The organism is Streptomyces sp. NBC_00539 (assembly GCF_036346105.1).
Classification (GTDB): Bacteria; Actinomycetota; Actinomycetes; order Streptomycetales; family Streptomycetaceae; genus Streptomyces.
This window is the reverse complement of sequence record NZ_CP107811.1, coordinates 5,855,316-5,880,787: the sequence shown is the minus strand read 5'-3', so window position 1 is coordinate 5,880,787 and position 25,472 is coordinate 5,855,316. Positions and strand designations below refer to the sequence as shown.

Sequence of the window (25,472 nt, the reverse complement as noted above, 5' to 3'; positions counted from 1 at the left end):
CGGACCGGCGGCCGCCACCCTTTCTGACAGGTCGTCAGTATTGAATGTTCCGGCCGCCGGGGCTACGTTCCGCGCACGTACCCGACGAGAAGGGGTGGCCGCATGGCCGAAGTCACCGCGGAATCACGCATCGAGGCGCCCGCCGCGAAGGTCTGGGCGCAGCTGACGGACTGGGACGCGTACGGCCAGTGGAGCATGACCCACACCGACTTCCCCAAGGGCGGCCCGCAGACCCTCGCCGTCGGGTCCACCTTCGCCGAGAACATGAAGATGATGGGCTTCCCGGCCGAGGTGCTGTGGACCGTCTCGGAGCTGGAGGACGAACGCCTCTTCGCCATCACCGGCAAGGGCCCGATGGGGGTGGCCGTCCTCACCCGGTACACCCTTGTCCCGGACGGCGGCTCCACCACCGTCCGCATCGACGGCGAGTTCACCGGCGCCGCCGTCTCGCTGATGGCGGGCAAGCTCAAGGACTCCGCGACCGCCGCCCTGAACGAGTCCCTGCGCAGGCTGTCGGCGCTGGTCGCCTGAGCGGCCCCGGACACACGCGCCGGCGCGCCCCACGAGAGGACTCGTGGGGCGCGCCGGTGTTCCGCGGGAGGAGCGGCCGGGGTCAGTGCTCGTCGGCCAGGATGAGGTACAGCTTCTTGCGGGCGTCGTTGACGACCCCGAGGGCCTTCTCGCGCTGCTCGGGCGTGCCGGTCTTGAAGACCTGGCCGAACGCCTCCATCAGGCCGAGACCGGCCGTCCGGACCTCGCGCATCGCCTCGAAGTCGAAGCCCCGGCCCGCCTCGGCCCAGGGGGCCGACGGGCCCGACTCGGCCTCGGTGCGGCCGGCGTCGGTGAGCGTGAACAGCTTCTTGCCGCCGTCGCTCTCACTGGTGATGAGACCCTCGTCCTCCAGCAGCTGGAGGGTCGGGTAGACCGAGCCCGGGCTGGGCTTCCACGCCCCGCCGCTGCGCTCGCCGATCTCCTGGATCATTTCGTAGCCGTGCATCGGCCGGTCGGCGAGGAGCGCCAGGATGGAGGCGCGCACGTCGCCGCGCCGGGCGCGGCCGCGCGGCCCGCCCCGTCCCCCGCGCCCGCCGAAGGGCCCTCCGCCGAAGGGCGGCCCGAACGGTCCGAAGGCGGCTCGCCGCCCCGTGAACTCCTCCCGACGGTCAGGGCCGCAGTGGCCGTGACCCCGTCCGTGCTCGTGCCCGTGGTCGTGTCCGTGCTGTCCGTGTGAACGCATGACTGCGCTCCTTTCGCCATTCGTCATTCGTCGATGTGGATGTGGTTGCCGGTCGTTGTTGCGACCGCTGCGTCGAACCCCGTTCCCGGGCTCCGACGTCTCCACTATGACCGACCCTTCGCGATGCGTCAACGATATATCGGAAACTTTTGGCCGACAGGGTCTCTCACGGACGGAAGTCCGCAGCTCACACCGGACGGAGCGGCTAGCGCGGCGTGGTGTCGTCGGCCCTGAACGGGCCGCCGTGGCCGGGCACGATCAGGTCCGCGGCGGCCAGCACCCGCAGCCGGGAGGCACGCAGTACCTCGCGGTCGGGGGCCACCGGGTCGTCCGCCGGACCGTGCGCGTGCCACCACAGGTCACCGGCGAAGGCCACTACGCCGGAGTCCGTGCCGGCGAGCAGCGTGATGTCCTCGGCGCTGTGGCCCAGCGTGCGGATCAGCCGCAGCGACGGGGTGAGTTCGTAGCCTTCCGCGTCCCGGTTCTTCCACTGGTCGCCCAGGTACTCCACCTTGTGGTCGTGCACCCGGGCCCGTCCGAACAGCCCCACGTTCATGGTGTTGTCAGGGTGGTGGTGACTGAGCACCACGTCGGTGATGTCCTCGGGACCCAGACCCAGCTCCGCGAGCGGGGAGAGGATGTCGTCGTGGCTCGCCACCATGCCGGGGTCGAAGATCACGTGCCGTCCCGCGTCGTGCACGTAGGAGACGGTGGCGGCGACGCCGGGGCCCGTGGAGCCGACGTATCCAGTGGTCAGGACCTTGTATGCGGCGCTGCGGCCGAGCGGTGCGTCTGTCATGCCCCCCATCCTTCCGGGGCGGTCGGTTCCCCACGAGTGGCACAGCTGCCGCTGATCGCAGGATTACTGCCACACTGGGCGTGTGCCTCCCTTCATGACCGTCGCCGCGTACGCCCCGCCCGGAGTCGGCATGCTCGCCGTCGGCATCGTCACCGAGGTCTTCGGCCCGCACGGCGGGGCACTGGACGGGTTCGACTTCGCGCTGTGCACCGACCGGCCCGGGCCGGTCCCCACCGACCTCGGCGTGCCGCTCACCCTCACGCACGGTCTGGACCGGCTCGCCTCGGCCGATCTGGTGATCGCCCTGCCGTGGGCCGGCTTCCGCACACCGCCCGCTCCCGCCGTGCTCGACGCGCTGTCGGCGGCACACGAGCGCGGTTCGCTCGTCGCGGCCCACTGCGTCGGCGCTTTCGCGCTCGCCGCCGCCGGACTGCTCGACGGACGGCGGGCCACCACCCACTGGCGGTTCGCCGAACTGCTCGCCCGCCGCCACCCCGAAGTCACCGTCGAACCCGACGCCCTCTACATCGACGAAGGACGCGTCATCACGGGCGCGGGAGCCGCGGCGGGCTTCGACCTCTGCCTGCACCTGCTGAGGCGGGAGCACGGAGCCGCGATGGCCAACGCCGTTGCCCGGGACGTGGTACTGCCCTCCCACCGCGAGGGCGGGCAGGCCCAGTACCTGGCCGCCCCCGTCCCCGAAGACTGCGGCGACGAGCGTCTCGCCGAGGTACTCGTGTGGGCCCGCGGGAATCTCCACCAGCCGCTTCCCGTCGCAGAACTGGCCCGGCGGGCCGTGATGAGCAAACGCACCTTCGCCCGCCGCTTCACCGCCGCCACCGGCACGACCCCCCACGCCTGGCTGCGCGGCCTGCGTCTGAGCACCGCCGAGGAGCTCCTGGAGACCACGGACCTGCCGGTCGAAGAGGTCGCCCACCGCGTCGGATACGGGAGCGCGGCCGTCTTGCGCGAACAGTTCGTACGCCGCCGGGGAGTGCCGCCCCGCTCCTACCGCCGCTCCTTCACGAACGCGCCATGACGGACCACGCGTGCCAGGAGGGCTGCGCCGCCTCCCGCGGGCGCCCCGCCGAGGCATGAGCTGCGCAACCGCGTCCGGTCCGGGTTCGCCGCGCGCCCGTCGGGGAGCAGGGGACAGCCCATAGGGTCGGGGCATGCGCATCCGAATCGTCGACGCCTTCACCGACCGTCCCTTCGGCGGGAATCCCGCCGGGGTGCTGGTCCTCGACGGGGAGTTCCCCGCGGACCGGTGGCTCCAGCAGGTAGCGGCGGAGGTCAACCTCTCCGAGACCGCCTTCGCCCGTCCCCTGCCGCCCGGCGGGGAGGCCGACTGGGCGCTGCGCTGGTTCACGCCGGCCACCGAGGTCGACATGTGCGGCCACGCCACCCTCGCCACGGCCCACGTCCTCACGGCGAGCGGCCTCGCGAACGGCCTGATCCGCTTCGGCACCCGCAGCGGCGTACTGACGGCACTGGCCGGCGACGACGGCCGGATCACGATGGACTTCCCGACGTCCTCGCTCACCCCCGTCGAGACGCCCGCCGAGGTGGAGCGCGCCCTGGGTGCCGCGGCCCTGTCCGTCCACGACACCTCCGCCCACATCGGCGACCTGGTGGTGGAACTGGCCGACGAGCGGGCGGTACGGGACCTCACGCCCGACCACGCCGCCCTGCGTGCCTACGCCCGCCGCGGGGTGATCGTCACCGCGGCCGCCGAGGACCCCGCCCGCGGGTACGACTTCGTCTCCCGGGGCTTCTTCCCCGCCGTCGGCATCGACGAGGATCCCGTCACCGGCAGCGCCCACACCGCGCTCGCCCCCTTCTGGGCCGCCCGGCTGGGCCGCCCGGAACTGGTGGGGCTGCAGGGCGGGAGGCGCACCGGCCTGGTCACCGTCCGGCTCGCCGGCGACCGTACGCTCCTGACCGGCGACGCGGTCACGGTGCTGGACGGCGAGCTGCGCACCGGCCCCTGACCCCTCAGGGGGTCGGCAGCCAGGAGACGTGGCCCGCCAGCAGGGCGTACCCGCCGAAGGCGACGATGTCGAGCAGCGCGTGGGCGACGACCAGCGGAGTCACCCGGCCCCAGCGCCGGTAGGCCAGGACGAAGACGACGCCCATCACCATGTTGCCGACGAAGCCGCCGACGCCCTGGTACAGGTGGTAGGAGCCGCGCAGCACCGAGCTGGCCAGCAGCGCCGCCGTCGGGGACCAGCCGAGCCCGTCCAGCCGCCGCAGCAGGTAGGCCAGCACGATGACCTCCTCCACCACCGCGTTCTGCAGGGCGGACAGGATCAGCACCGGGAACTTCCACCACACGTCGGGCAGCGCCTCCGGCACCACCGTCAGGTTGAAGCCGGCGGCCCGCGACGCCAGGTAGAACGCCAGCCCCGCGCTGCCGATCCCCGCCGCGACGAGCACCCCCCGCCCCAGGTCCCGGCCGGGGCTGGTGCGGTCGAAGCCGAGCACCCGCAGACCCGGCGCGCCCTCCCGGGTCAGCAGGTGGGCGACGAGCAGGACGGGCACCAGCGCGGTCGCGATCCCGAACAGCTGCCACGCGAGGTCCAACCAGGGGCGACCGGGCGCGTACGAGCCGTTGAGCGTGGCGGCCTGGTCCTTGAGGCCCCCCGGCTTGGTCAGCGAGCCGATGAAACTGATCAGCGCCGAGACCGCGCTCGCGCCCAGGGAGAGCGCGAGCACGAGCAGCGTCTCGGTCCGCAGGTACCCGCGGCCGTCCTCCCGCCGGTCCACGGCCACCGGCTCCGGCTCCACCCGCACGTGCGACTCCCGTTCCGCCGTCCCGTTGTCCGCCACCCCCATACTGCCTCCTGGGGGTGGCCGGGCACGCACCGGACCCGGCGGGTCAGCGGCCGATCGCCGCCGAGGCGTCCACCTCCCGCTCCGGGAGCCCGACGGGCCAGGTGTGCACGGGGTCGCCCCGGTGCATCAGCTCGGTGTACCGCCGGGTCGTCGCGGCCAGCGCGGCGTCGCGCTCCAGGCCGCCCGCGAGCGCCTGGTGGTAGGTGTCCACCTGCCAGGTCGCCCCGTTCACCCGGCTCCGGCAGCGCTCCTCGATGATCCCCAGGCAGCGGTCCCGGTCGGCGGGTGCGATCCCCCACGCGTCCAGGCCCGCGGCCGCCATCGGCAGCAGCTCGTCCAGCACCAGGCGCACCGCCGGTACGCTCGCCAGGCCCGCGCCCCGGCCCCGGCGTGGCCAGTGCAGCCGGGCGTCCATCCCGTACCGGCAGGCCGCGTCGAAGTTGGCCTCCGCCTCGGCGAAGGGGAGCCGGGTCCACACCGGACGCGGTTCGTCCGCGAGCGTCCGTACGAGGCCGTAGTAGAAGGCCGCGTTGGCCACGACGTCGGCCACCGTCGGCCCGGCCGGCAGCACCCGGTTCTCCACCCGCAGGTGCGGCACACCGTCGGCGACCCCGTACACGGGCCGGTTCCAGCGGTAGACCGTGCCGTTGTGCAGCACCAGCTCCTGGAGGCTGGGCACCCCGCCCTCGGCGAGCACCCGCAGCGGCTCCTCCTCGTCGCAGATCGGCAGCAGCGCGGGGAAGTAGCGGACGTTCTCCGCGAAGAGTTCGTACGCCGACTCCACCCACCGCTCCCCGAACCAGGTGCGCGGCCGCACGCCCTGCGCCTGGAGCTCGGGCGGCCGGGTGTCGGTGGCCTGGGTGAACAGCGGCGGCCGGGACTCGCGCCACAGCTCCCGGCCGAACAGGAACGGGGAGTTGGCGCCGACCGCTATCTGTACGGCCGCCACCGCCTGCGCCGCGTTCCACACGTCCGCGAACCGGGCCGGGGTCACCTGCAAGTGCAACTGCACGGAGGTGCAGGCCGCTTCCGGCACGATCGAGCCGGTGGTCCAGGTGACCCGCTCGACGCCCTCGATGTCGAGGGTGAAGTCCTCGCCGCGCATCATGAGGATCTGCTCGTTCAGCAGCGAGTAGCGGTCCACCGCCGAGAGGTTCGCCAAGGCCAGATCGGCCCGGGAGACGGTGGGCAGGATCCCGATCATCACCACGCCCGCGTCGATCTCCGCGGCCTGCCGGTGGGCGTAGTGGAGTCCGGCGCTCAGTTCCTCGGCGAGCTGGTCGAAAACACGGCCCTCCAGGCGGTGCGGGAGGACGTTGACCTCCAGGTTGAACATTCCGAGCTCGGTCTGGAAATCGGGGCTCGCTATCCGTTCCAGGACCTGGGCATTCACCATTTTCGGCAACCCGTCGGCACCCGCGAGATTCAATTCGATCTCCAGCCCCATCATGTTCTTCGGGCGATCGAACCTCTGCTCTGCCAGAAGTCGCTCCAGGCCCTCCAGGCACTCCCGCAGCTTCCTCCGATACCGCTGCCGATCGGACAGGTCGAATCCGCCTGCCACGACCTTCTCCCCCATCGAGGTGTCCCTCCTCAAGTGGCCCGGCCCACAGCATCCAGGCGGGCGTTACGGTCGATGATGCCCCAGCGGCATGATCGCTAACGCCGAGGGGGCGCGCGTGGCCGCGAGCGCGCGCCGGTTTGGCGCGAACGGCGCTTCGGCACATTCACCCGGCAAGTACACCTGAGCAAATTCCGCATTGACTTTGCCCGCTTCGGATAACCGGCGCTTTCCAGCCGAGCCCCCATCCGGTAACCTCCGAGGTCAGCGCTGCATGTCCGCGTGCAACCGGCATGTATGTCAGGTCAGCGGGACCGGTAATCGCCTTGTCGGCAATAGCCGGGACAGCTAGCCGAAACATTGCGTGAACACATGTCGTATAAACTCCGCAAACGAGGCAGAGAGTTGGCGCGCGGCCATTGCCCCACAGCCCACCTCTGACCCCAGAATGCGACAGCGCCGTCCGCACCTTCTCCCGTAGCACCGGTCTCCCAAGTGAGAGGCGACCCACCATGCCGCTGCATGTCCCTCCGGCTCCCGCGCCCGCCCTGCGCAGCGTCCTCGCGGCACTCGGTTCCCCCACCGCCGTCAACGAGGCACACACACCTTCCCTGCGCGCCTTGCAAGGGCCGGTCACCGCCGAACTCCCCCTGCCGGTCCACGTCCTCGACCGGCTGCACTCCTCGGCGCTGGTCCCCGGCGGCAGGCCGCCCCGCACGCGGCTGACGGGCTGGCGGTTCCTGATCCGCAGCGGCGACCGGTTCGTCGCGGCCGCCGACACCCGGCTCACCCCGGACGGCTGGGCCTTCTCGCACTTCTTCGAGGGCCCCTACGTGGCGGCGACCGAACGCGCGCTGCGCCAGGCGGAGTCGCTCGGCCAGGGCTACCAGCCCAGGCTGCTGTCCGTACCGGAGCTGTACATGCTGACGCTGTGGCTGCACGGTGCCGTGAACGCCGACGCCTCCGCCGGGCTGCCGGCCGCTGCCGACCTGCTGGTGCCCCTGGCACCGGCCCCGCCCGGGATCGCCCCCTACCGGCCGCACCCGGTGTCCGAACTGCTGCCCGTACTGACCCACCGGCTGCGGCGTACGGCGCCTCCGACACCGCCGCCGGTGGCCGCTCCGGCGGCCTGACCTGCACGGACCGACCGGCATGGCCCGAGTGGCCCATGCGGCCTAGCCCGCTTGGGCCAGCGCGGAACCACCCCGATCGACAAGGCAGTTGGCTGAACCGCCCGCACGAGTGATGCGTCCTCAATCTATGAGGACAGCTGCCGGGAAATCCCTGCGAAGCAGCCGTCATGGGGGAAGACTGACGACACGCTCCCCGCTGGTGCGGGGATGAAACCAGGGGGACGGCCATGAAACACACATCGAGCCGTAGCACGCAGACCACACCGCAGCGAAAGAACGCATCCATGTGCCAGCACCAGCCTGCCTGCCCGTCATCAGAGTCCGCCGACCGGGAGGCCGCGCGCCCGGTGGCCAACCACCCGGAACAGGGCTGGAGCCTGCTGTGCAACGGCGTCCTGCTCTTCGAGGACACCGGTGAGCTGCTGCCGGACGGCCAGATCATCGCCCCGCACCGCCCGCTCGCGGTCGCCTGACGGCTCGCTCACGAGAAGGGGGCCGGTCCCGGAGCATGCGCTCCGGGACCGGCCCCTTCCTACGTCGTCCGTCTACGGGGAGACGGCTCAGGCGTCGTACTCGTCCAGCGGCGGGCAGGAGCACACCAGGTTCCGGTCGCCGAAGGCGCCGTCGATCCGGCGCACCGGCGGCCAGTACTTCTCGGCCGCGGTGACGCCGCCCGGGAAGACGGCCTCGTCACGGCTGTACGGGTGGTTCCACTCGCCGCCGAGCGCCGCCGCGGTGTGGGGGGAGTTGGCCAGCGGGTTGTCGTCCACCGGCCACTCGCCGCCCGCGACCCGCTCGATCTCGCCGCGGATGGCGATCATCGCGTCGCAGAACCGGTCGATCTCGGCGAGGTCCTCGGACTCCGTCGGCTCGATCATCAGCGTGCCGGCCACCGGGAAGGACATCGTCGGGGCGTGGAAGCCGTAGTCGATCAGACGCTTGGCGATGTCGTCCACGCTCACGCCCGTCGTCTTCGACAGCGGCCGCAGGTCGATGATGCACTCGTGCGCGACCAGGTTGCCGGGGCCCGTGTAGAGCACCGGGTAGTGCGGCTCCAGACGCTTGGCGATGTAGTTGGCACCGAGCACCGCCACCTGGGTGGCGCGCTTGAGACCCTCGCCGCCCATCAGGCGGACGTAGGACCAGGAGATCGGCAGGATGCCGGCCGAACCCCAGGGCGCCGCGGAGATCGGGCCGACGCCCGTCTCGGGGCCGGCGGTCGGCTGGAGCGGGTGGTTGGGCAGGTAGGGGGCGAGGTGCGCCCGGACACCGACCGGGCCGACGCCCGGACCGCCGCCGCCGTGCGGGATGCAGAAGGTCTTGTGCAGGTTCAGGTGCGAGACGTCGCCGCCGAAGTGGCCCGGCTTGGCCAGACCCACCAGGGCGTTGAGGTTGGCGCCGTCCACGTAGACCTGGCCGCCCGCCTCGTGCACCTGGGCGCAGATGTCGGCGACGTGCTCCTCGAAGACACCGTGCGTCGAGGGGTAGGTGATCATCAGGACGGCGAGCTCGTCGCGGTACTGCTCGATCTTGGCGCGCAGGTCGTCCGCGTCCACCTCGCCGTCGTCGGCGGTCTTGACGACGACGACCTTCATGCCGGCCATCACGGCGCTGGCGGCGTTCGTGCCGTGCGCCGAGGACGGGATGAGGCAGATGGTGCGCTGCTCGTCGCCGTTCGCGCGGTGGTAGGCGCGCACGGCCAGCAGACCGGCGAGCTCACCCTGGGAGCCGGCGTTCGGCTGGATCGAGACCTTGTCGTAGCCGGTGACCTCGCAGAGACGTTCCTCCAGCTCGGTGATGAGCGTGAGGTAGCCCTCGGCCTGCTCCACCGGGGCGAACGGGTGCAGCTGGCCGAACTCGGGCCAGGTCACCGGCTCCATCTCGGTGGTCGCGTTGAGCTTCATCGTGCAGGAGCCCAGCGGGATCATGCCGCGGTCCAGCGCGTAGTCCTTGTCCGCGAGCTTGCGCAGGTAGCGCAGCATGGCGGTCTCGCTGCGGTGCTGGTGGAACACCGGGTGCGTCAGGTACTGGTCCGAGCGCAGCAGACCCTCGGGCAGCGTGTCCTCGGCGGTGGCGTCCAGCGCCTCGATGTCCGCCGTGACGCCGAAGGCGCCCCAGACGGCCTCGATGTCGGCGCGCAGCGTCGTCTCGTCACAGGCGATGGAGACGAGGTCGGCGTCGGCCCGGTAGAGGTTGACCCCGGCCTCGCGGGCGGCGGCCACGACCTCGGCGGCCCGTCCGGGAACCCGGGCGGTGACGGTGTCGAAGTACGCGCCGTGCACGACCTCGACCCCGCCGGCCGTCAGGCCCGCGGCGAGCAGGGCGGCGTAGCGGTGGGTCCGGCGGGCGATCGTGCGCAGGCCGTCCGGGCCGTGGTAGACGGCGTACATCCCGGCCATGACGGCGAGGAGCACCTGCGCGGTGCAGATGTTGCTGGTGGCCTTCTCGCGGCGGATGTGCTGCTCGCGGGTCTGGAGGGCGAGGCGGTAGGCCTTGTTGCCGTCCGCGTCGACGGAGACGCCGACGAGGCGGCCGGGCAGCGAGCGGGCGTGCTTGGCCTGGACGGCCATGTAGCCGGCGTGCGGTCCGCCGAAGCCCATCGGGACGCCGAAGCGCTGCGTGGTGCCCACCGCGATGTCGGCGCCGAGCTCCCCCGGGGAGACCAGCAGGGTCAGCGCGAGGAGGTCGGCGGAGACGGTGACGATCGCGCCCAGCTCGTGCGCCTGGTCGATGACCGGCTTGATCTCCCGCACGGCGCCGGAGGCGCCGGGGTACTGGAGCAGCACGCCGAAGACACCGCGCTCGGCGATCTCGGCCGGGATGCCCTCGGACAGGTCCGCGACGACGACCTCGACCCCGATCGGCTCGGCGCGGGTCTCGATCACGGCGATGGTCTGGGGCAGGGCGTCGGCGTCGATCAGGAAGACGCCGCCCTTGACCTTGCCGACGCGGCGGGCCAGCGACATGGCCTCGGCGGCCGCGGTGCCCTCGTCGAGCAGGGAGGCACCCGAGGTCGGCAGGCCGGTCAGGTCGGCGACGACGGTCTGGAAGTTCAGCAGCGCCTCCAGGCGGCCCTGCGAGATCTCCGGCTGGTACGGCGTGTAGGCCGTGTACCAGGCCGGGTTCTCCATGACGTTGCGCAGGATCACCGGCGGCGTGAAGGTGCCGTAGTAACCGAGGCCGATCATGGAGGAGAGGACCTGGTTGCGGTCGGCGAGCGAGCGGAGCTCGGCCAGCACCTCGGCCTCGGTCCGCGCCTCGGGGAGGTTCAACGCGGCCGCGGTCTTGATCACATCCGGTACCGCGGCGGCGGTCAGTTCGTCCAGGGAGCCGTAGCCCACCTGGGCGAGCATCTTGGCCTGCGCCTCGGCATCCGGGCCGATGTGGCGCTGCTCGAAGGGGATGCCTCGCTCCAGCTGAGAGAGCGGAATGCGGTTGGCGGTCATGTACGGAGGCCTCCTGGTCGTACGACCTGCGAGGGGCACCACGGCGCGGGCACCCGGACGGCCTCCCCCTCTGTCATCTCAACCTGAGAGCTTCACCGGAGTCGCGGGGATGACCCGCGGATTCCGGCTTTCACCGTCGGTGAGGAGGGGAACCGGTACTGCGCGCCCGGTACCCGCCCCTGCTTTCCAGAGTGGCCTCGTCACGTGCGGTACGTATGCCTGAGAGATTCCGGGGAGGATTTGCTCCTTCGGCGCCTCCGTCGTTCTCACTCGGAGGACTCTCCCGCACAGGGTCAACAGCCATCACTCAGCCTACCAGCGAGGATCTGGAAGCTCCCTCAAGTGGCCCCCGCTGCGGATTTGCCCTTCTGTAGTCATTACGAGTCATTACGGAGCAGTTGCGACCACTTGGAGGGACCGGACCGTGCAGACCGACATCGATCCCCGCAGTCTCATCGGCCGCAAGGCGTTCGACCGCAATGGCGCCAAGATCGGCACCGTGGACGAGGTCTACCTCGACGATGCCACCGGCGTACCCGAGTGGGCCGCCGTGCGGACCGGCCTGTTCAGCCGGGACGCCTTCGTTCCGTTGGAGCCCAGTGAGGTGGTCGACGACACGCTCCGGGTGCCCTTCGAACGTTCCCTGATCAAGGACGCCCCGGACTTCGGGGTCGGCCGCCACCTCTCCCCGGAGCAGGAACTCCAGCTCTACCACCACTACGGGCTGGACGTGACCCTGCCGACGGACTTCCACCACCCCCCGCCTCCTGCGCAGCCCCGCGACTTCGGCAGCCTGGCCGGCGAGGGCTAACGGCTGTCCGGTCCCTCCTCCTCCCCGAGCTCCCCCACGAGCGGCAGCGGATCGGACGGCTCCAGTTCGGGGTCGTCCAGCCGGAAGGTGCGTACCCGCCCCGGCGCCGATCCGGGCCGCTCGAAGCGCACCGTCACCCGGCCGATCCCGCTCCCCTGGACCCAGCCCGGGCCGTAGACCGCGTGCATGACGTCGCTGCCGGCCGGCCAGCGACGCTCGGCGGCCGGCTCGGGCTCCTCCACGCCGCCGGTGACCGGCGCGGCCGCCACGCCCGCCACGGCCGCCCCATCGGGCTCCTGCGCCCCGTCCGGCCCATCGGCCTCCGGCTCTCCCGCCGGGCCGCCTTCGGCGCCCCCCGGCGCGGCCAGCGCCTCGGCCAGCGCGTCGGCCTGGGCGAACAGGTCCTCCTGCGTGTAGTCCGCGAGCCCCGTCACCCCGACCCCCAGCAGCCGCACCCCGCCCGTGGTGTCCACGGACTCCAGCAGCCGCTGGGCCGCCTCCCGCACCACCGCAGGGTCGTCGGTGGGGCCCCGGAGCGTCTCCGAGCGGGTCAGCGTCGAGAAGTCGTAGCGCCGCACCTTGAGCACGATGGTGCGCCCGGAGTGGCCCGAGCCGCGCAGCCGCCCCACACAGCGGTCGGCGAGCCGCTGCACCTCGTACCGGATCCGCACCCGGTCGTGCAGGTCCACGTCGAAGGTGTCCTCCACGGACACCGACTTCGCGTCCCGCTCGGCGACCACGGGCCGGTCGTCCAGGCCCAGCGCCATGCGGTAGAGCCCCGCCCCGTGGGCCCGCCCGACCATCCGGACCAGCTCGTCCTCCCCGGCCTCGGCCAGGTCCCCCACCGTGGTGATCCCGGCCCGCCGCAGGTGCTCCCCGGTGGCCGGTCCGACGCCCGGCAGGGTCCGCACCGACATCGGCGCGAGCAGTTCCCGCTCCGTCCCGGGCTCGATCAGCAGCAGCCCGGCCGGTTTGGCCTCCTCCGAGGCGACCTTGGCCAGCATCTTGGAGCCGGCCAGCCCCACGGAGCCGCTGAGCCCGGTGGCGGCCATGATGTCGGCCCGCAGCCGCTCCCCCGTGGCCCGGGCGGTCGCCGAGTCGAAGGCGACACCGCCCGCCTCCAGGTCCACGAACGCCTCGTCGAGGCTGAGCGGCTCCACCAGGGGGGACAGGGCCCGCAGCAGGGCCATGACGGTCTCGCTGACCTCCCGGTACAGGGTGAAGCGGGGGATCAGGTACGCGCCGTTCGGGCACAGCCGCCTGGCCTGGGCCGTCGGCATCGCGGAATGCACCCCGAACCGCCTGGCCTCGTAGGAGGCGGTGGCGACGACCCCGCGCGGTCCGAGGCCGCCGACGATCACCGGCTTTCCGCGCAGGCTCGGCTTCGACGCCTGCTCCACGGCGGCGTAGAAGGCGTCCATGTCCAGGTGGAGGATGGTCGGCGCGGCTCTCACAGCTCCGATGCTGCCCTACGCCACTGACAACGCCGCCCGGGGCGCCGGCGGCTCGTGGCGCCTCAGACGGCCCGGTTGCGGCGGGCGGCCAGTTCGTCCCTCGGATTGTGGCCCACCAGCGTCTCGCCGGTGTCGATGCGTTCCCCGTGCAACTGCGACAAGGCGTTCTCCACGTCCCGCCAGACCACGCCCACCGCGATGCCGAAGACGCCCTGTCCCCCCTGGAGCAGGCTGACGACCTGGTCCGGGGAGGTGCACTCATAGACGGTGGCGCCGTCGCTCATCAAGGTCATGCGCTCCAGGTCCGAGAAGCCGCGGTCGCGCAGGTGCTGCACCGCGGTACGGATGTTCTGCAGCGCGACGCCGGTGTCGAGGAAGCGTTTGACGATCTTGAGGACCACCACGTCGCGGAAGCTGTACAGCCGCTGCGTCCCCGAGCCGTGGGCCGGGCGCACGCTCGGCTCCACCAGGCCCGTCCGCGCCCAGTAGTCGAGCTGGCGGTAGGTGATGCCGGCCGCGGCGCACGCCGTCGGTCCCCGGTAGCCGACCTGCTCGGGCGCCGGGGCCCCGCCCCCCTGGGCGGCCGGCGCCGGTTCCGGCTGACGGCGCGCACTGCCCGCCGCACCGCCGTGCAGCGGGTACGGCCCACCGTCACTCCGTGCGGGGATGCCCCCGGTCATGCCGTCGCCCGTGATGCTCACGCCGACCCTCCGTCCTTGACCTGCCCACCTCGAAGGTAGGCAGTCACCAGGGGTGCGTCAACGATCGCCACACTCGGCACGCCGAGTGATAATCACCCTGAGAGTGGTTTCCCGTGCCCCAAATCGGGGAATGGCTCACCGAATGGGCAGAATGTCCCAGGTGGGCGGCTTGTCCGCCGTCTCACTGCGGGCCGGTGCCGAAGTCCTCGGGCGAGATCTGGTCGAGGAACTCGCGGAACTTCTCCACCTCGTCCTCCTGCTCGTCCGGAATGGCGATGCCGGCGTCGTCCAGCACACCGTCACTGCCGTAGATCGGCGTCCCCGTCCGCAGGGCGAGCGCTATGGCGTCCGAAGGACGCGCGCTCACCTCGACCCCGCTCGCGAAGACGAGCTCCGCGTAGAAGACGCCCTCCCGCAGATCCGTGATCCGGACCTCGGTGAGCTCCTCACCGACCGCCTCCAGCACGTCCTTGAACAGGTCGTGCGTCAGCGGCCGGGCAGGCGCCATCCCCTGCTGCGCGAAGGCGATGGCGGTCGCCTCCCCGGGACCGATCCAGATGGGGAGGTACCGATCGCCTCCCACTTCACGCAGGAGCACGATCGGTTGGTTCGAGGGCATTTCCACCCGGACACCCACAACGTCGAGCTCGTTCACACAGCAACCCTAGGACGTGCCCGACCGGTTTGGGTAGTCGGGCTCTTTCCGGTCAACGCAGACGGACCCCGAGTGCGGTCTGCACGAGAGCCTCGTGCAGCCGTACGGAGAGTCCCGCCAGCTCTTTCATGGTGGCCTCGGCATGGGCCCTGGTCTGCGGGTTGCGGTGCCGACGCAGCGGGGAGACGACCTGCTCCACCAGTCCGGCCTCGCGGTCCGCTGCCGCCTTCATCGCCCGCAGGTGCCTGGGCTCCAGCCCGAAACGGCCGAGATCGGCGATCAGCCGGGCCACGGTGACCGCCTCGGCATCGAACCCGCCGTCCGGCGCCTCGCCGAGAAGGCCGTACGACTCCCACTCCGCCAACTGCTCCTCGTCCACCTCCGCGGCGGCGAGCAGCTCCGCCCGCCCCACGCGGGCCGCAGACGGCCGCTCCCGGCCCACCTCGCCGTACGCGGCCGCGGGTCCGGTGGTTCCGGTCGCGCCGCCCGGGTCACGGGGCGCCGTGGGGGCGGGGATACGGATCTGCTCGCCGCGGTCGAGTGCGTCGAGCTGCTCCCGGATGACTTTCAGCGGCAGGTAGTGGTCCCGCTGCAGACGCAGGATCCGGCTCAGCCGTTCGACGTCGTCGGTGCTGAACTTGCGGTATCCGGAAGGTGTGCGTCTGGGCTCGACCAGCCCCTCCGCCTCCAGGAAGCGGATCTTCGAGATGGTGACGTCGGGGAACTCGTCGCGCAGCATGGTCAGCACCGTGCCGATGCTCACCAGCCGCCCGGCGGTCCCGGCGGTGCCGTTCTTCGCGGCACCGCCGGACGGGGTACGCAGCATGGGACCTTCCCTGTCGGTTCCCCAGGGGAGCACCCTTTCCGGCGGTGGCCGGGAAGGCGCCCCGGGGGAGGGTCAGATGCCCCGCAGGCTCGCGTAGAAGACCAGCCGGTACTTGCCGATCTGCACCTCGTCGCCGTTGTGCAGGGCGACCGAGTCGATCGGCTCACGGTTGACGTACGTGCCGTTGAGACTGCCCACGTCGGAGACGGTGAACCCGCCGTCCTGGCTCCTGCGGAACTCGACGTGCCGCCGGGAGACGGTGACGTCGTCCAGGAAGATGTCGCTCTGCGGGTGCCGGCCCGCCGTGGTCAGTTCGCCGTCCAGCAGGAAGCGGCTGCCGGAGTTGGGACCGCGCCGCACGATGAGCAGGGCGGAACCCGGGGGCAGGGCTTCCACCGCGGCCTGGGCCTCGGGGGAAAGCGAGGACGGCACGTGCCCCGCCACCTCGGCCTCGTAGGCTTCCAGGCCCGAGATCGAGATGGTGGACGTGGTCTCCGAGGCACGCTCCGGCGTCAGACCCGCCCGCAGCGGCGCCCCGCAGTTGGAGCAGAACCGGCTCGCCGCATCGCTGCGGTGGCCACACCTGCTGCAAACCTGCTCGGCCGACATGGACGGCTCCTCGCGCCGCGGCTGCCCCGCGGAGGCATTGGTGGCATACGGGTCGGAGGCAAACCCTCCACCCGCACTTGAGGTTGGCGGTTCACCGAAACCTATGCGTCCGGAACCGGCGGGGTCAACGGACGACGCGCCCGGAGCGCCCGGAATGTCACCCCCGGACCCGACCTCGTCCCGGAAGAGGGGCCGGTCGGCCTGAGCCTCCCCGTCCCCGTGCCCCGCACGGTGGCGAGCACCGCTCTCCTCGCGGTTCTTCTTGCCGAACAACTTCTCAAACAACTTCACGGGCGATTCCCCTTGACCGAAACAGACCCGCCCGTGGGGCAGGACGAACTCCGCATGCACACACCTGCCGACCCGGACATTCTCACAACGTCCGTAACCACCAGACAGTTTCCACCACGCACCGCGACTTCGGCGCGTCGACCCCCCGCAGGCATCCGCCCACGTGAGCCGCTCCACATTCCGCCCCGCCTCACGACGATGACGACCGAGCGTAGTCAGGCTGCTTCGCAGCCCGCAAGGCGTCCACGACGATCTTGGCCGACCGTGTGACGGCGGCCGTGGCCTGCTCCTTCTCCAGCGTCTGCACCACACCGCCGGGGATGTTGAGCGCCGGCTCCAAGTCCTGGGGCTTGCCGATCACCCTGAACTCGTAGGGCTGTGTGATCTTCTTACCGTCGATCGCGACCCCACCGCCCTCGTCCGAGAAGAACGAGCTCGCCACGACCCGCACGCCGTTGATCTGGATCGCCTCGGCGCCGGCCGCCCGCAGCTCCTGGAGGGTGTCCAGCAGCTGATCGGACTGCACCTGGCCCTTGGGGTCGGTGATCCGCAGCGTGATGCCGGGGCCCTGTGCGGCCACGGTACCGGCCAGGATGCCCAGTTGGCGTTCCTTCTCCACGGTCTGCTTGCGCGCCTCCTCCGCCTGGTTGGAGCTGCTCTCCAGCTCCTTCCGCTGGTCCTCCAGCTTCTGCTTCTCGTCCTCCAGCCGCTTGGTGCGCCCGTCCAGTTCGTCGAGGATCCGTACGAGGTCCTCCTGGCGGGCTCCGCGCAGCGGAGCGCTGGAGTCGCTGTTGGACCGCACCTGGATGGCCAGGCCCAGTCCCAGTACGAACAGCAGCAGCGCGACGACCAGTTGCGCCCGGCTCAGCCGCGGTGGCCACAGGCCCTCCGCCAGCCGCCGGCGGCCGCTCTCCTGCGGGGCCCGGGCCGGTGCCGGTGTCCCTCCTACAAGAGGCTGCTCCGGAACGTTCGGTTCCTCGGGAGGGGTTCCGTTCGTACTCATCGGCCTCACGCCCGGAACACGTGCCGGCGGATGGCCGCCGCGTTGGAGAAGATGCGGATGCCGAGCACGACCACCACACCGGTCGACAGCTGCGAGCCGACGCCCAGCTTGTCGCCGAGGAAGACGATCAGCGCGGCCACCACCACGTTGGACAGGAACGACACGACGAAGACCTTGTCGACGAAGATGCCGTCCAGCATGGCGCGCAGGCCGCCGAACACCGCGTCCAGCGCCGCCACCACGGCGATCGGCAGATATGGCTCCACCACGGCCGGCACTTCGGGCCGGACCAGCAGCCCGACCACCACTCCGGCCACGAGGCCCAGTACCGCGATCACGATGCACCCTTCTTCGGCTGTTCTGCTGTGGCTGTGCGTACGGCGAGGCTCGACGCCGCCTGGAGGCGGAGGTCGTCCACGGGCGACAGGCTGGAGCGGATCCCGTAGCTCTCCTGGAGCGCGTGCAGGTACTGGCCGCCGGCCGAGTCCTGGAACCGGGTGCCCAGCCGCTTGCCGTCACCCACGGCGAGGACCTCGTACGGCGGCACGAGCGGCCTGTTGTCGACCAGTATCGCGTCACCGGCGGCCCTGATCGCGGACAGCGCCGTCAGCCGCTGCCCGTTGATCGAAATCGCCTCGGCCCCCGACTGCCACAGACCGTTGACGATCTTCTGCATGTCCCGGTCCCGCAGCCGTCCGGTGTCCGAGAACCCCTTCGTCTCGCGCGGGCCGCCGCCACCGCCCGAGGAGGAGCCCTTGGCGTCGTCCACCACCAGCTTCACCCCGGGCCCGCGGACGTCCGTCGCCCCGGACAGCAGCGCCACGAGCCGGCCCTGGTCGCCGCCGGTCTGCTTGAGCGCCGCCTGCTGGCGGTCGGCGACCTCCGTGCGCAGCCGCTCGATGTCCGCCTCCAGCCCGTCCGCGTGGGCGTTGGCCCGGTCCACGCGGTCGATGAGCTCCTGACGCTCCTTGGCCAGCACCGGCGCCGCCACCCTCGCCTGTGCGGCGCCCAGGGTGACCACCATCGCGGCGAGCACGAGGCCGCCCGCGAGTGCCAGCTTGGCCTTGAGGGTCCGCGGAAGGCCGGAAGTGCCCTCGGCTTCACGCCGCGCAGAGGCCTCCGCGTACCCCTCGTCGAGACTGTGGTCCATCACGTGCGTCAGCAGCGACATGGAAGCGTCCGGGCGCGCGGGCCGTGTGACCGAACTCCGGTTGTGGTGCGGCTGCGACATGCCGCTCATCGTCGCATGATGCCCCCGCCGACACCGAATGCGCCGTCCGGGGGCCGGGACGGGAGATCTCTCCCGCCCGGCCCCGGACGGCGCTGGTACGGCTGCCTCAGTGTTCGCCCGCGTCCACCACCGCGGCCCATTCGTCGAGCAGCGCCTGCGCGGACGCGTCATCGGGGCCTTCGGCCCACAGGTGCGTGACGGCTTCCGCCGGGTCCGGGAGCACGAGCGCCCACCGACCGTCGGCCTCGACCACGCGCACCCCGTCCGTGGTGTCCACCTGCCGGTCGCCGGCCGCCTCCACGACCCGCCGCATGACGAGTCCCTTCACCGCCCACGGCGTCGGCACGTCGCGCTTGAGGACGTGCGCCCGCGGGATCCGCGCGTCGATCTGGCTCAGGGTGAGCTGCGTGCGCGCCACCAGGCCGATCAGCTGCACGAACGCGGCCGAGCCGTCGAACACGCTGCTGAACTCGGGAACGATGAACCCGCCGCGGCCGTCACCGCCGAAGATGGTGCTCTCCGCGCGGCCCACCCGCGTCAGGTCGTCCGGCGAGGTCGTCGTCCACTCCACCTGGGTGCCGTGGTAGGCCGCCACCTGCTCGGCGACACGCGTGGTGGTCACCGGCAGCGCGACCTTGCCGCTGCGCTTCTCGGCGGCGACGAGGTCCAGCAGCACCAGCAGCGCCCGGTCGTCTTCGATGATCCGCCCGCGTTCGTCCACCAGCGAGATCCGCTCGCCCACCGGGTCGAAGCGCACGCCGAAGGCCGCCCGCGACGAGGCCACGATCTCGCCCAGCCGCACCAGCCCGGCGCGCCGGGATTCCCTGGTTTCCGTCGGACGGGATTCGTCGAGCCCGGGGTTGACGGTCAGGGCGTCCACCCCGAGCCGGCCGAGCAGGCTGGGCAGCACCAGGCCCGCGCTGCCGTTGGAAGCGTCGACGACCACCTTGAGCCCGGAGTCCGCGACCCCGGTGATGTCCACGCGCCGCAGCATCGAACCCGTGTAGGCGTCGAAGACACTGCCCGGGAACTGCAGGTCACCGATCTCGCCGGGGAACGCGCGCCGGTACTCCTGGCGGGCGTACACGCGGTCCAGCTTGCGCTGCTGCTGCAGGGAGAGGTCCGCGCCGCGCTCGTCGAGGAACATGATGTCCACCGAGTCCGGCACCCCCGGCGAGGTGCGCAGCACGATGCCACCGGCGCTGCCTCTCGCGGTCTGCTGCCGGGCGACGGGCAGCGGCACGTTCTCCAGGTCACGGACGTTGATCGCGCTGGCCTGGAGCGCCGAGATCACGGCCCGCTTGAGCGCTCGCGCACCGCGGGAGTGGTCGCGGGCCGTGGTGACCGTGGCGCCCTTCTTGAGGGTCGTCGCGTAGGCCCCGGCCAGCCGCACCACCAGCTCGGGGGTGATCTCCACGTTCAGTATCCCGGTGACGCCGCGCGCCCCGAAGAGATGGGCCTGCCCGCGGGACTCCCAGATGACGGAGGTGTTGACGAAGGCGCCGGCCTCGATCGTCTTGAAGGGGTAGACCCGCACGTTCCCCTGGACGATCGATTCCTCGCCGACGAGGCACTCGTCGCCGATGACGGCGCCGTCCTCGATCCGGGCGGACCGCATGATGTCGGTGTTCTTGCCGATCACACAGCCGCGCAGATTGCTGTGGGGACCGATGTACACGTTGTCGTGCACCACGGCCTTGTGGAGGAAGGCGCCGCTCTTGACGACGACGTTCGACCCCACGACCGTGTGCTCACGGATCTCGACGCCCGCCTCGACCTTGGCGTAGTCGCCGATGTACAGCGGCCCGCGCAGCACGGCGTCGGGGCTCACCTCGGCGCCTTCGGCGATCCACACGCCGGGCGAGATCTCGAAGCCGTCCATGTCGACCTGGACCTTGCCCTCGAGCACGTCGGCCTGGGCCTTGACGTAGCTCTCGTGCGTGCCGACGTCCTCCCAGTAGCCCTCGGCGACGTAGCCGTAGATCGGCCGGCCTTCCTTCATCAGCTGCGGGAAGACGTCACCGGACCAGTCGACCGATACGTCCGCGTCGACGTAGTCGAAGATCTCCGGCTCCATCACGTAGATGCCGGTGTTGATGGTGTCCGAGAAGACCTGCCCCCACGTCGGCTTCTCCAGGAAGCGTTCGACCTTGCCCTCCTCGTCCACGATGGTGATGCCGAATTCCAGCGGATTCGGTACCCGAGTGAGGCAGACCGTGACGAGGCCGCCCTTCTCCTTGTGGAAGCGGATCAGATCGGTGAGGTCGAAGTCGGTGAGCGCGTCGCCGGAGATGACGAGGAAGGTGTCGTCCTTCAAAGCGTCTTCGGCGTTCTTCACGCTGCCGGCGGTCCCGAGTGGCTTCTCCTCGTTGGCATAGGTGAGCTCCATCCCGAGCTCCTCGCCGTCACCGAAGTAGTTCTTGACGAGGGACGCCAGGAACTGCACGGTCACAACGGTCTCATTGAGCCCATGCCGCTTGAGCAGCCTGAGCACGTGCTCCATGATCGGCCGGTTCGCCACCGGCAGGAGCGGCTTGGGCATGCTCGAGGTCATGGGGCGAAGACGTGTGCCTTCGCCACCGGCCATCACGACGGCCTTCATGTCGGAAGAGTCCTCCTTGAGAGATGACGGTCAAGCCGACCTCACCCGTCTCGGACGGTGACTCCGCAACTCCTCCGCGTGTACCGGCGTCGAGCAAGCTCAATCGGCCGTGGCATCCGCCTTGACCAGCCGGCGGACCTGAACCACGTAAAGGATTCCTGCCCACCAATAGAGGGTTGTACCCCATCCGGCGAACGCCCATCCGAAAACTGACGCCATCCAGGCCAACGGACCGTTGCCGTCACTGAGCAGGAGCAACGGGAACGCGTACATCAGGTTGAAGGTCGCGGCCTTGCCGAGGAAGTTGACCTGCGGCGGCGGATAGCCGTGCCGGCGCAGGATCCACACCATGACCAGCAGCATCAGCTCACGGGCCAGCAGGGCACCGGTGAGCCACAGCGGCAGAATCCCGCGCCAGGTCAGACCGAAGAGCGTCGTCAGGATGTACAGCCGGTCCGCCGCCGGATCCAGCAGGCGGCCGAGTTTGCTGATCTGATTCCAGCGTCGCGCGAGTTTCCCGTCGAGGTAGTCGCTGATGCCGCTGAGCATGAGGACGAGAAGTGCCCAACCGTCGTGCTTCGCGAGGATCAGCCAGAGGAACAGGGGTACGCCGACGAGGCGAGCCATGCTCAGGATGTTCGGAATGGTGAAAATTCGGTCAGTCTGAACCCGAGTCTCCTGGACCTCCACCCGGGGGCCTCCACTGTGACGGTAGAACTAGTCGAACGATGCCCCCTGACCCTACAGGAGAGGCCGAGGCGCCCTGCCGGCCAGCTGAACGCAGAAAAGCCCCGCACCGGCCCCGAAGGGCTGGTGCGGGGCTTCCCGCAATGATTGTTCGGCGGCGTCCTACTCTCCCACAGGGTCCCCCCTGCAGTACCATCGGCGCTGAAAGGCTTAGCTTCCGGGTTCGGAATGTAACCGGGCGTTTCCCTAACGCTATGACCACCGAAACACTATGAAGTTGACCAACCGGATGACAACACGGTCGTTACTTCAGAACTAACACAGTGGACGCGAGCAACTGAGGACAAGCCCTCGGCCTATTAGTACCAGTCAGCTCCACCCGTTACCGGGCTTCCACATCTGGCCTATCAACCCAGTCGTCTACTGGGAGCCTTACCCTCTCAAGGAGGTGGGAATACTCATCTTGAAGCAGGCTTCCCGCTTAGATGCTTTCAGCGGTTATCCCTCCCGAACGTAGCCAACCAGCCATGCCCTTGGCAGGACAACTGGCACACCAGAGGTTCGTCCGTCCCGGTCCTCTCGTACTAGGGACAGCCCTTCTCAATATTCCTACGCGCACAGCGGATAGGGACCGAACTGTCTCACGACGTTCTAAACCCAGCTCGCGTACCGCTTTAATGGGCGAACAGCCCAACCCTTGGGACCGACTCCAGCCCCAGGATGCGACGAGCCGACATCGAGGTGCCAAACCATCCCGTCGATATGGACTCTTGGGGAAGATCAGCCTGTTATCCCCGGGGTACCTTTTATCCGTTGAGCGACGGCGCTTCCACAAGCCACCGCCGGATCACTAGTCCCGACTTTCGTCCCTGCTCGACCCGTCGGTCTCACAGTCAAGCTCCCTTGTGCACTTACACTCAACACCTGATTGCCAACCAGGCTGAGGGAACCTTTGGGCGCCTCCGTTACTCTTTGGGAGGCAACCGCCCCAGTTAAACTACCCATCAGACACTGTCCCTGATCCGGATCACGGACCGAGGTTAGACATCCAGCACGACCAGAGTGGTATTTCAACGGCGACTCCACCATGACTGGCGTCACGGCTTCAAAGTCTCCCACCTATCCTACACAAGCCGAACCGAACACCAATATCAAACTGTAGTAAAGGTCCCGGGGTCTTTCCGTCCTGCTGCGCGAAACGAGCATCTTTACTCGTAGTGCAATTTCACCGGGCCTATGGTTGAGACAGTCGAGAAGTCGTTACGCCATTCGTGCAGGTCGGAACTTACCCGACAAGGAATTTCGCTACCTTAGGATGGTTATAGTTACCACCGCCGTTTACTGGCGCTTAAGTTCTCAGCTTCGCACGCCCGAAAGCGCACTAACCGGTCCCCTTAACGTTCCAGCACCGGGCAGGCGTCAGTCCGTATACATCGCCTTACGGCTTCGCACGGACCTGTGTTTTTAGTAAACAGTCGCTTCTCGCTGGTCTCTGCGGCCACCCCCAGCTCAGGAAGCAAGTTCCCTCACCAGTGATGGCCCCCCTTCTCCCGAAGTTACGGGGGCATTTTGCCGAGTTCCTTAACCATAGTTCACCCGAACGCCTCGGTATTCTCTACCTGACCACCTGAGTCGGTTTAGGGTACGGGCCGCCATGAAACTCGCTAGAGGCTTTTCTCGACAGCATAGGATCATCCACTTCACCACAATCGGCTCGGCATCAGGTCTCAGCCTTAATGAGGGACGGATTTGCCTACCCCTCGGCCTACACCCTTACCCCGGGACAACCACCGCCCGGGCTGGACTACCTTCCTGCGTCACCCCATCGCTTACCTACTACAAGTCTGGTTCGTCGGCTCCACCACTTTCCTTTCCCCGAAGGGTCCGGAACGGCTTCACGGACTTAGCATCGCCTGATTCGATATTGGGCGTTTCAAAGCGGGTACCGGAATATCAACCGGTTGTCCATCGACTACGCCTGTCGGCCTCGCCTTAGGTCCCGACTTACCCTGGGCAGATCAGCTTGACCCAGGAACCCTTAGTCAATCGGCGCACACGTTTCTCACGTGTGTATCGCTACTCATGCCTGCATTCTCACTCGTGAACCGTCCACAACTAGCTTCCGCTGCTGCTTCACCCGGCACACGACGCTCCCCTACCCATCACAGCAGGCGTTGGCCCTATTGCTGCAATGACACGACTTCGGCGGTACGCTTGAGCCCCGCTACATTGTCGGCGCGGAATCACTTGACCAGTGAGCTATTACGCACTCTTTCAAGGGTGGCTGCTTCTAAGCCAACCTCCTGGTTGTCTCTGCGACTCCACATCCTTTCCCACTTAGCGTACGCTTAGGGGCCTTAGTCGATGCTCTGGGCTGTTTCCCTCTCGACCATGGAGCTTATCCCCCACAGTCTCACTGCCGTGCTCTCACTTACCGGCATTCGGAGTTTGGCTAAGGTCAGTAACCCGGTAGGGCCCATCGCCTATCCAGTGCTCTACCTCCGGCAAGAAACACACGACGCTGCACCTAAATGCATTTCGGGGAGAACCAGCTATCACGGAGTTTGATTGGCCTTTCACCCCTAACCACAGGTCATCCCCCAGGTTTTCAACCCTGGTGGGTTCGGTCCTCCACGAAGTCTTACCTCCGCTTCAACCTGCCCATGGCTAGATCACTCCGCTTCGGGTCTAGAGCGTGCAACTCAATCGCCCTATTCGGACTCGCTTTCGCTACGGCTTCCCCACACGGGTTAACCTCGCTACACACCGCTAACTCGCAGGCTCATTCTTCAAAAGGCACGCAGTCACGACCGTTGTTCCGAAGAACAACGGCGACGCTCCCACGGCTTGTAGGCACACGGTTTCAGGTACTATTTCACTCCGCTCCCGCGGTACTTTTCACCATTCCCTCACGGTACTATCCGCTATCGGTCACCAGGGAATATTTAGGCTTAGCGGGTGGTCCCGCCAGATTCACACGGGATTTCTCGGGCCCCGTGCTACTTGGGAGATGAGCAAGCAAGCCGCTGATGTTTCGTCTACGGGGGTCTTACCCTCTACGCCGGACCTTTCGCATGTCCTTCGACTACATCAACGGTTTCTGACTCGCCGACCGGCCGGCAGACCGATCAAGCTCATTCCCACAACCCCGCATGCGCAACCCCTGCCGGGTATCACACGCATACGGTTTGGCCTCATCCGGTTTCGCTCGCCACTACTCCCGGAATCACGGTTGTTTTCTCTTCCTGAGGGTACTGAGATGTTTCACTTCCCCTCGTTCCCTCCACACTGCCTATGTGTTCAGCAGTGGGTGACAGCCCATGACGACTGCCGGGTTTCCCCATTCGGACACCCCCGGATCAAAGCTCAGTTGGCAGCTCCCCGGGGCCTATCGCGGCCTCTCACGTCCTTCATCGGTTCCTGGTGCCAAGGCATCCACCGTGCGCCCTTAAAAACTTGGCCACAGATGCTCGCGTCCACTGTGTAGTTCTCAAGCAACGACCAGCCACCCATCACCCTGCACTCGAAAGCACAAGTTCACTGGGGCCGGCATCGCAGAAGGACAGCCATACGGCCGTACCCTCAGACACCCAA

The 25,472-nt window shown here is 69.1% G+C and carries 21 protein-coding genes, 2 rRNA genes and 1 riboswitch; of the genes, 6 read left to right on the top strand and 17 right to left on the bottom strand.

Translation table 11 applies throughout. The annotated features are described in order from the left end of the window. Positions 1-102 precede the first annotated feature (102 nt). The gene (locus OG861_RS26455) at positions 103-531 is read left to right on the top strand and encodes a type II toxin-antitoxin system Rv0910 family toxin (protein ID WP_329193405.1); all 429 of its coding nucleotides are present in this window, start codon (positions 103-105) and stop codon (positions 529-531) included. Positions 532-613: 82 nt separating this feature from the next. Here OG861_RS26455 and OG861_RS26450 read toward each other — a convergent pair whose 3' ends face one another. Next, positions 614-1,234, bottom strand: a complete 621-nt coding sequence (locus OG861_RS26450; protein WP_329193406.1) for a PadR family transcriptional regulator — start codon at positions 1,232-1,234, stop codon at positions 614-616. A 205-nt stretch (positions 1,235-1,439) separates the two neighbouring features. After that, complete coding sequence (locus OG861_RS26445; protein WP_329193407.1) at positions 1,440-2,033, bottom strand: MBL fold metallo-hydrolase; 594 nt, start codon at positions 2,031-2,033, stop codon at positions 1,440-1,442. Between the two features lie 94 nt (positions 2,034-2,127). Between OG861_RS26445 and OG861_RS26440 the strand changes: the two genes are divergently transcribed. Continuing rightward, on the top strand, positions 2,128-3,072 hold the full coding sequence (locus OG861_RS26440; RefSeq protein WP_329202019.1) for a GlxA family transcriptional regulator: 945 nt from the start codon (positions 2,128-2,130) through the stop codon (positions 3,070-3,072). Positions 3,073-3,205: 133 nt separating this feature from the next. Then, complete coding sequence (locus tag OG861_RS26435) at positions 3,206-4,024, top strand: PhzF family phenazine biosynthesis protein (RefSeq protein WP_329193408.1); 819 nt, start codon at positions 3,206-3,208, stop codon at positions 4,022-4,024. A gap of 4 nt (positions 4,025-4,028) precedes the next feature. Here the strand turns inward: OG861_RS26435 and OG861_RS26430 are convergent, their stop codons facing one another. Beyond that, the gene (locus OG861_RS26430) at positions 4,029-4,868 is read right to left on the bottom strand and encodes a CPBP family intramembrane glutamic endopeptidase (protein ID WP_329193410.1); all 840 of its coding nucleotides are present in this window, start codon (positions 4,866-4,868) and stop codon (positions 4,029-4,031) included. A gap of 43 nt (positions 4,869-4,911) precedes the next feature. Beyond that, a complete protein-coding gene (locus OG861_RS26425; RefSeq protein WP_329193412.1) occupies positions 4,912-6,447 on the bottom strand; it encodes a glutamate-cysteine ligase family protein in 1,536 nt (511 codons plus the stop codon). A 494-nt stretch (positions 6,448-6,941) separates the two neighbouring features. On the opposite strand from OG861_RS26425, the gene OG861_RS26420 reads away from it, so the two are divergent. After that, on the top strand, positions 6,942-7,562 hold the full coding sequence (locus OG861_RS26420; protein ID WP_329193413.1) for a hypothetical protein: 621 nt from the start codon (positions 6,942-6,944) through the stop codon (positions 7,560-7,562). A gap of 284 nt (positions 7,563-7,846) precedes the next feature. Then, positions 7,847-8,035, top strand: a complete 189-nt coding sequence (locus OG861_RS26415) for a DUF5999 family protein (protein ID WP_030236602.1) — start codon at positions 7,847-7,849, stop codon at positions 8,033-8,035. A gap of 87 nt (positions 8,036-8,122) precedes the next feature. On the opposite strand, the gene gcvP is transcribed toward OG861_RS26415, so the two are convergent. Next, entirely contained in the window at positions 8,123-11,008 is a 2,886-nt protein-coding gene (gene gcvP, locus OG861_RS26410; RefSeq protein ID WP_329193417.1) for an aminomethyl-transferring glycine dehydrogenase, read from the bottom strand. 197 nt (positions 11,009-11,205) lie between these two features. Beyond that, positions 11,206-11,304, bottom strand: a riboswitch (glycine riboswitch). Positions 11,305-11,432: 128 nt separating this feature from the next. On the opposite strand from gcvP, the gene OG861_RS26405 reads away from it, so the two are divergent. After that, positions 11,433-11,819, top strand: coding sequence for a PRC-barrel domain-containing protein (locus OG861_RS26405; protein ID WP_329193419.1), 387 nt, complete (start codon positions 11,433-11,435; stop codon positions 11,817-11,819). Here the strand turns inward: OG861_RS26405 and OG861_RS26400 are convergent. The 12 genes from OG861_RS26400 to OG861_RS26345 form a co-directional block, all read right to left on the bottom strand. Further along, a complete protein-coding gene (locus OG861_RS26400) occupies positions 11,816-13,273 on the bottom strand; it encodes a DNA polymerase IV (RefSeq protein ID WP_329193421.1) in 1,458 nt (485 codons plus the stop codon). The genes OG861_RS26405 and OG861_RS26400 overlap by 4 nt on opposite strands. Before the next feature lie 62 nt (positions 13,274-13,335). Beyond that, complete coding sequence (locus OG861_RS26395) at positions 13,336-13,974, bottom strand: MerR family transcriptional regulator (RefSeq protein ID WP_329193423.1); 639 nt, start codon at positions 13,972-13,974, stop codon at positions 13,336-13,338. A 181-nt stretch (positions 13,975-14,155) separates the two neighbouring features. Continuing rightward, positions 14,156-14,629 carry a bifunctional nuclease family protein gene (locus tag OG861_RS26390; RefSeq protein ID WP_007262890.1) on the bottom strand — a complete coding sequence of 158 codons (474 nt, stop codon included), beginning with the start codon at positions 14,627-14,629 and terminating at the stop codon, positions 14,156-14,158. A 52-nt stretch (positions 14,630-14,681) separates the two neighbouring features. Next, entirely contained in the window at positions 14,682-15,455 is a 774-nt protein-coding gene (gene ftsR / locus OG861_RS26385; protein WP_329193425.1) for a transcriptional regulator FtsR, read from the bottom strand. Between the two features lie 72 nt (positions 15,456-15,527). Continuing rightward, a complete protein-coding gene (locus OG861_RS26380; protein ID WP_329202021.1) occupies positions 15,528-16,463 on the bottom strand; it encodes an FHA domain-containing protein in 936 nt (311 codons plus the stop codon). An 82-nt stretch (positions 16,464-16,545) separates the two neighbouring features. Next, entirely contained in the window at positions 16,546-17,358 is an 813-nt protein-coding gene (locus OG861_RS26375) for a DUF881 domain-containing protein (protein ID WP_443056449.1), read from the bottom strand. Between the two features lie 5 nt (positions 17,359-17,363). Beyond that, the gene (locus tag OG861_RS26370; RefSeq protein ID WP_030158423.1) at positions 17,364-17,696 is read right to left on the bottom strand and encodes a small basic family protein; all 333 of its coding nucleotides are present in this window, start codon (positions 17,694-17,696) and stop codon (positions 17,364-17,366) included. Continuing rightward, positions 17,693-18,598: a DUF881 domain-containing protein gene (locus OG861_RS26365; RefSeq protein WP_329193428.1), complete on the bottom strand. Its 906-nt coding sequence runs from the start codon at positions 18,596-18,598 to the stop codon at positions 17,693-17,695. Before OG861_RS26365 ends, OG861_RS26370 begins: the two co-directional genes overlap by 4 nt. Positions 18,599-18,695: 97 nt before the next feature. Continuing rightward, positions 18,696-21,191, bottom strand: a complete 2,496-nt coding sequence (locus OG861_RS26360) for a mannose-1-phosphate guanyltransferase (protein ID WP_329193430.1) — start codon at positions 21,189-21,191, stop codon at positions 18,696-18,698. Between the two features lie 99 nt (positions 21,192-21,290). Continuing rightward, positions 21,291-21,881, bottom strand: coding sequence for a CDP-alcohol phosphatidyltransferase family protein (locus tag OG861_RS26355; protein ID WP_329193432.1), 591 nt, complete (start codon positions 21,879-21,881; stop codon positions 21,291-21,293). A gap of 146 nt (positions 21,882-22,027) precedes the next feature. Further along, a 5S ribosomal RNA gene (gene rrf, locus OG861_RS26350) occupies positions 22,028-22,144 on the bottom strand. Positions 22,145-22,217: 73 nt separating this feature from the next. Continuing rightward, a 23S ribosomal RNA gene (locus OG861_RS26345) occupies positions 22,218-25,340 on the bottom strand. Positions 25,341-25,472: the final 132 nt, after the last annotated feature.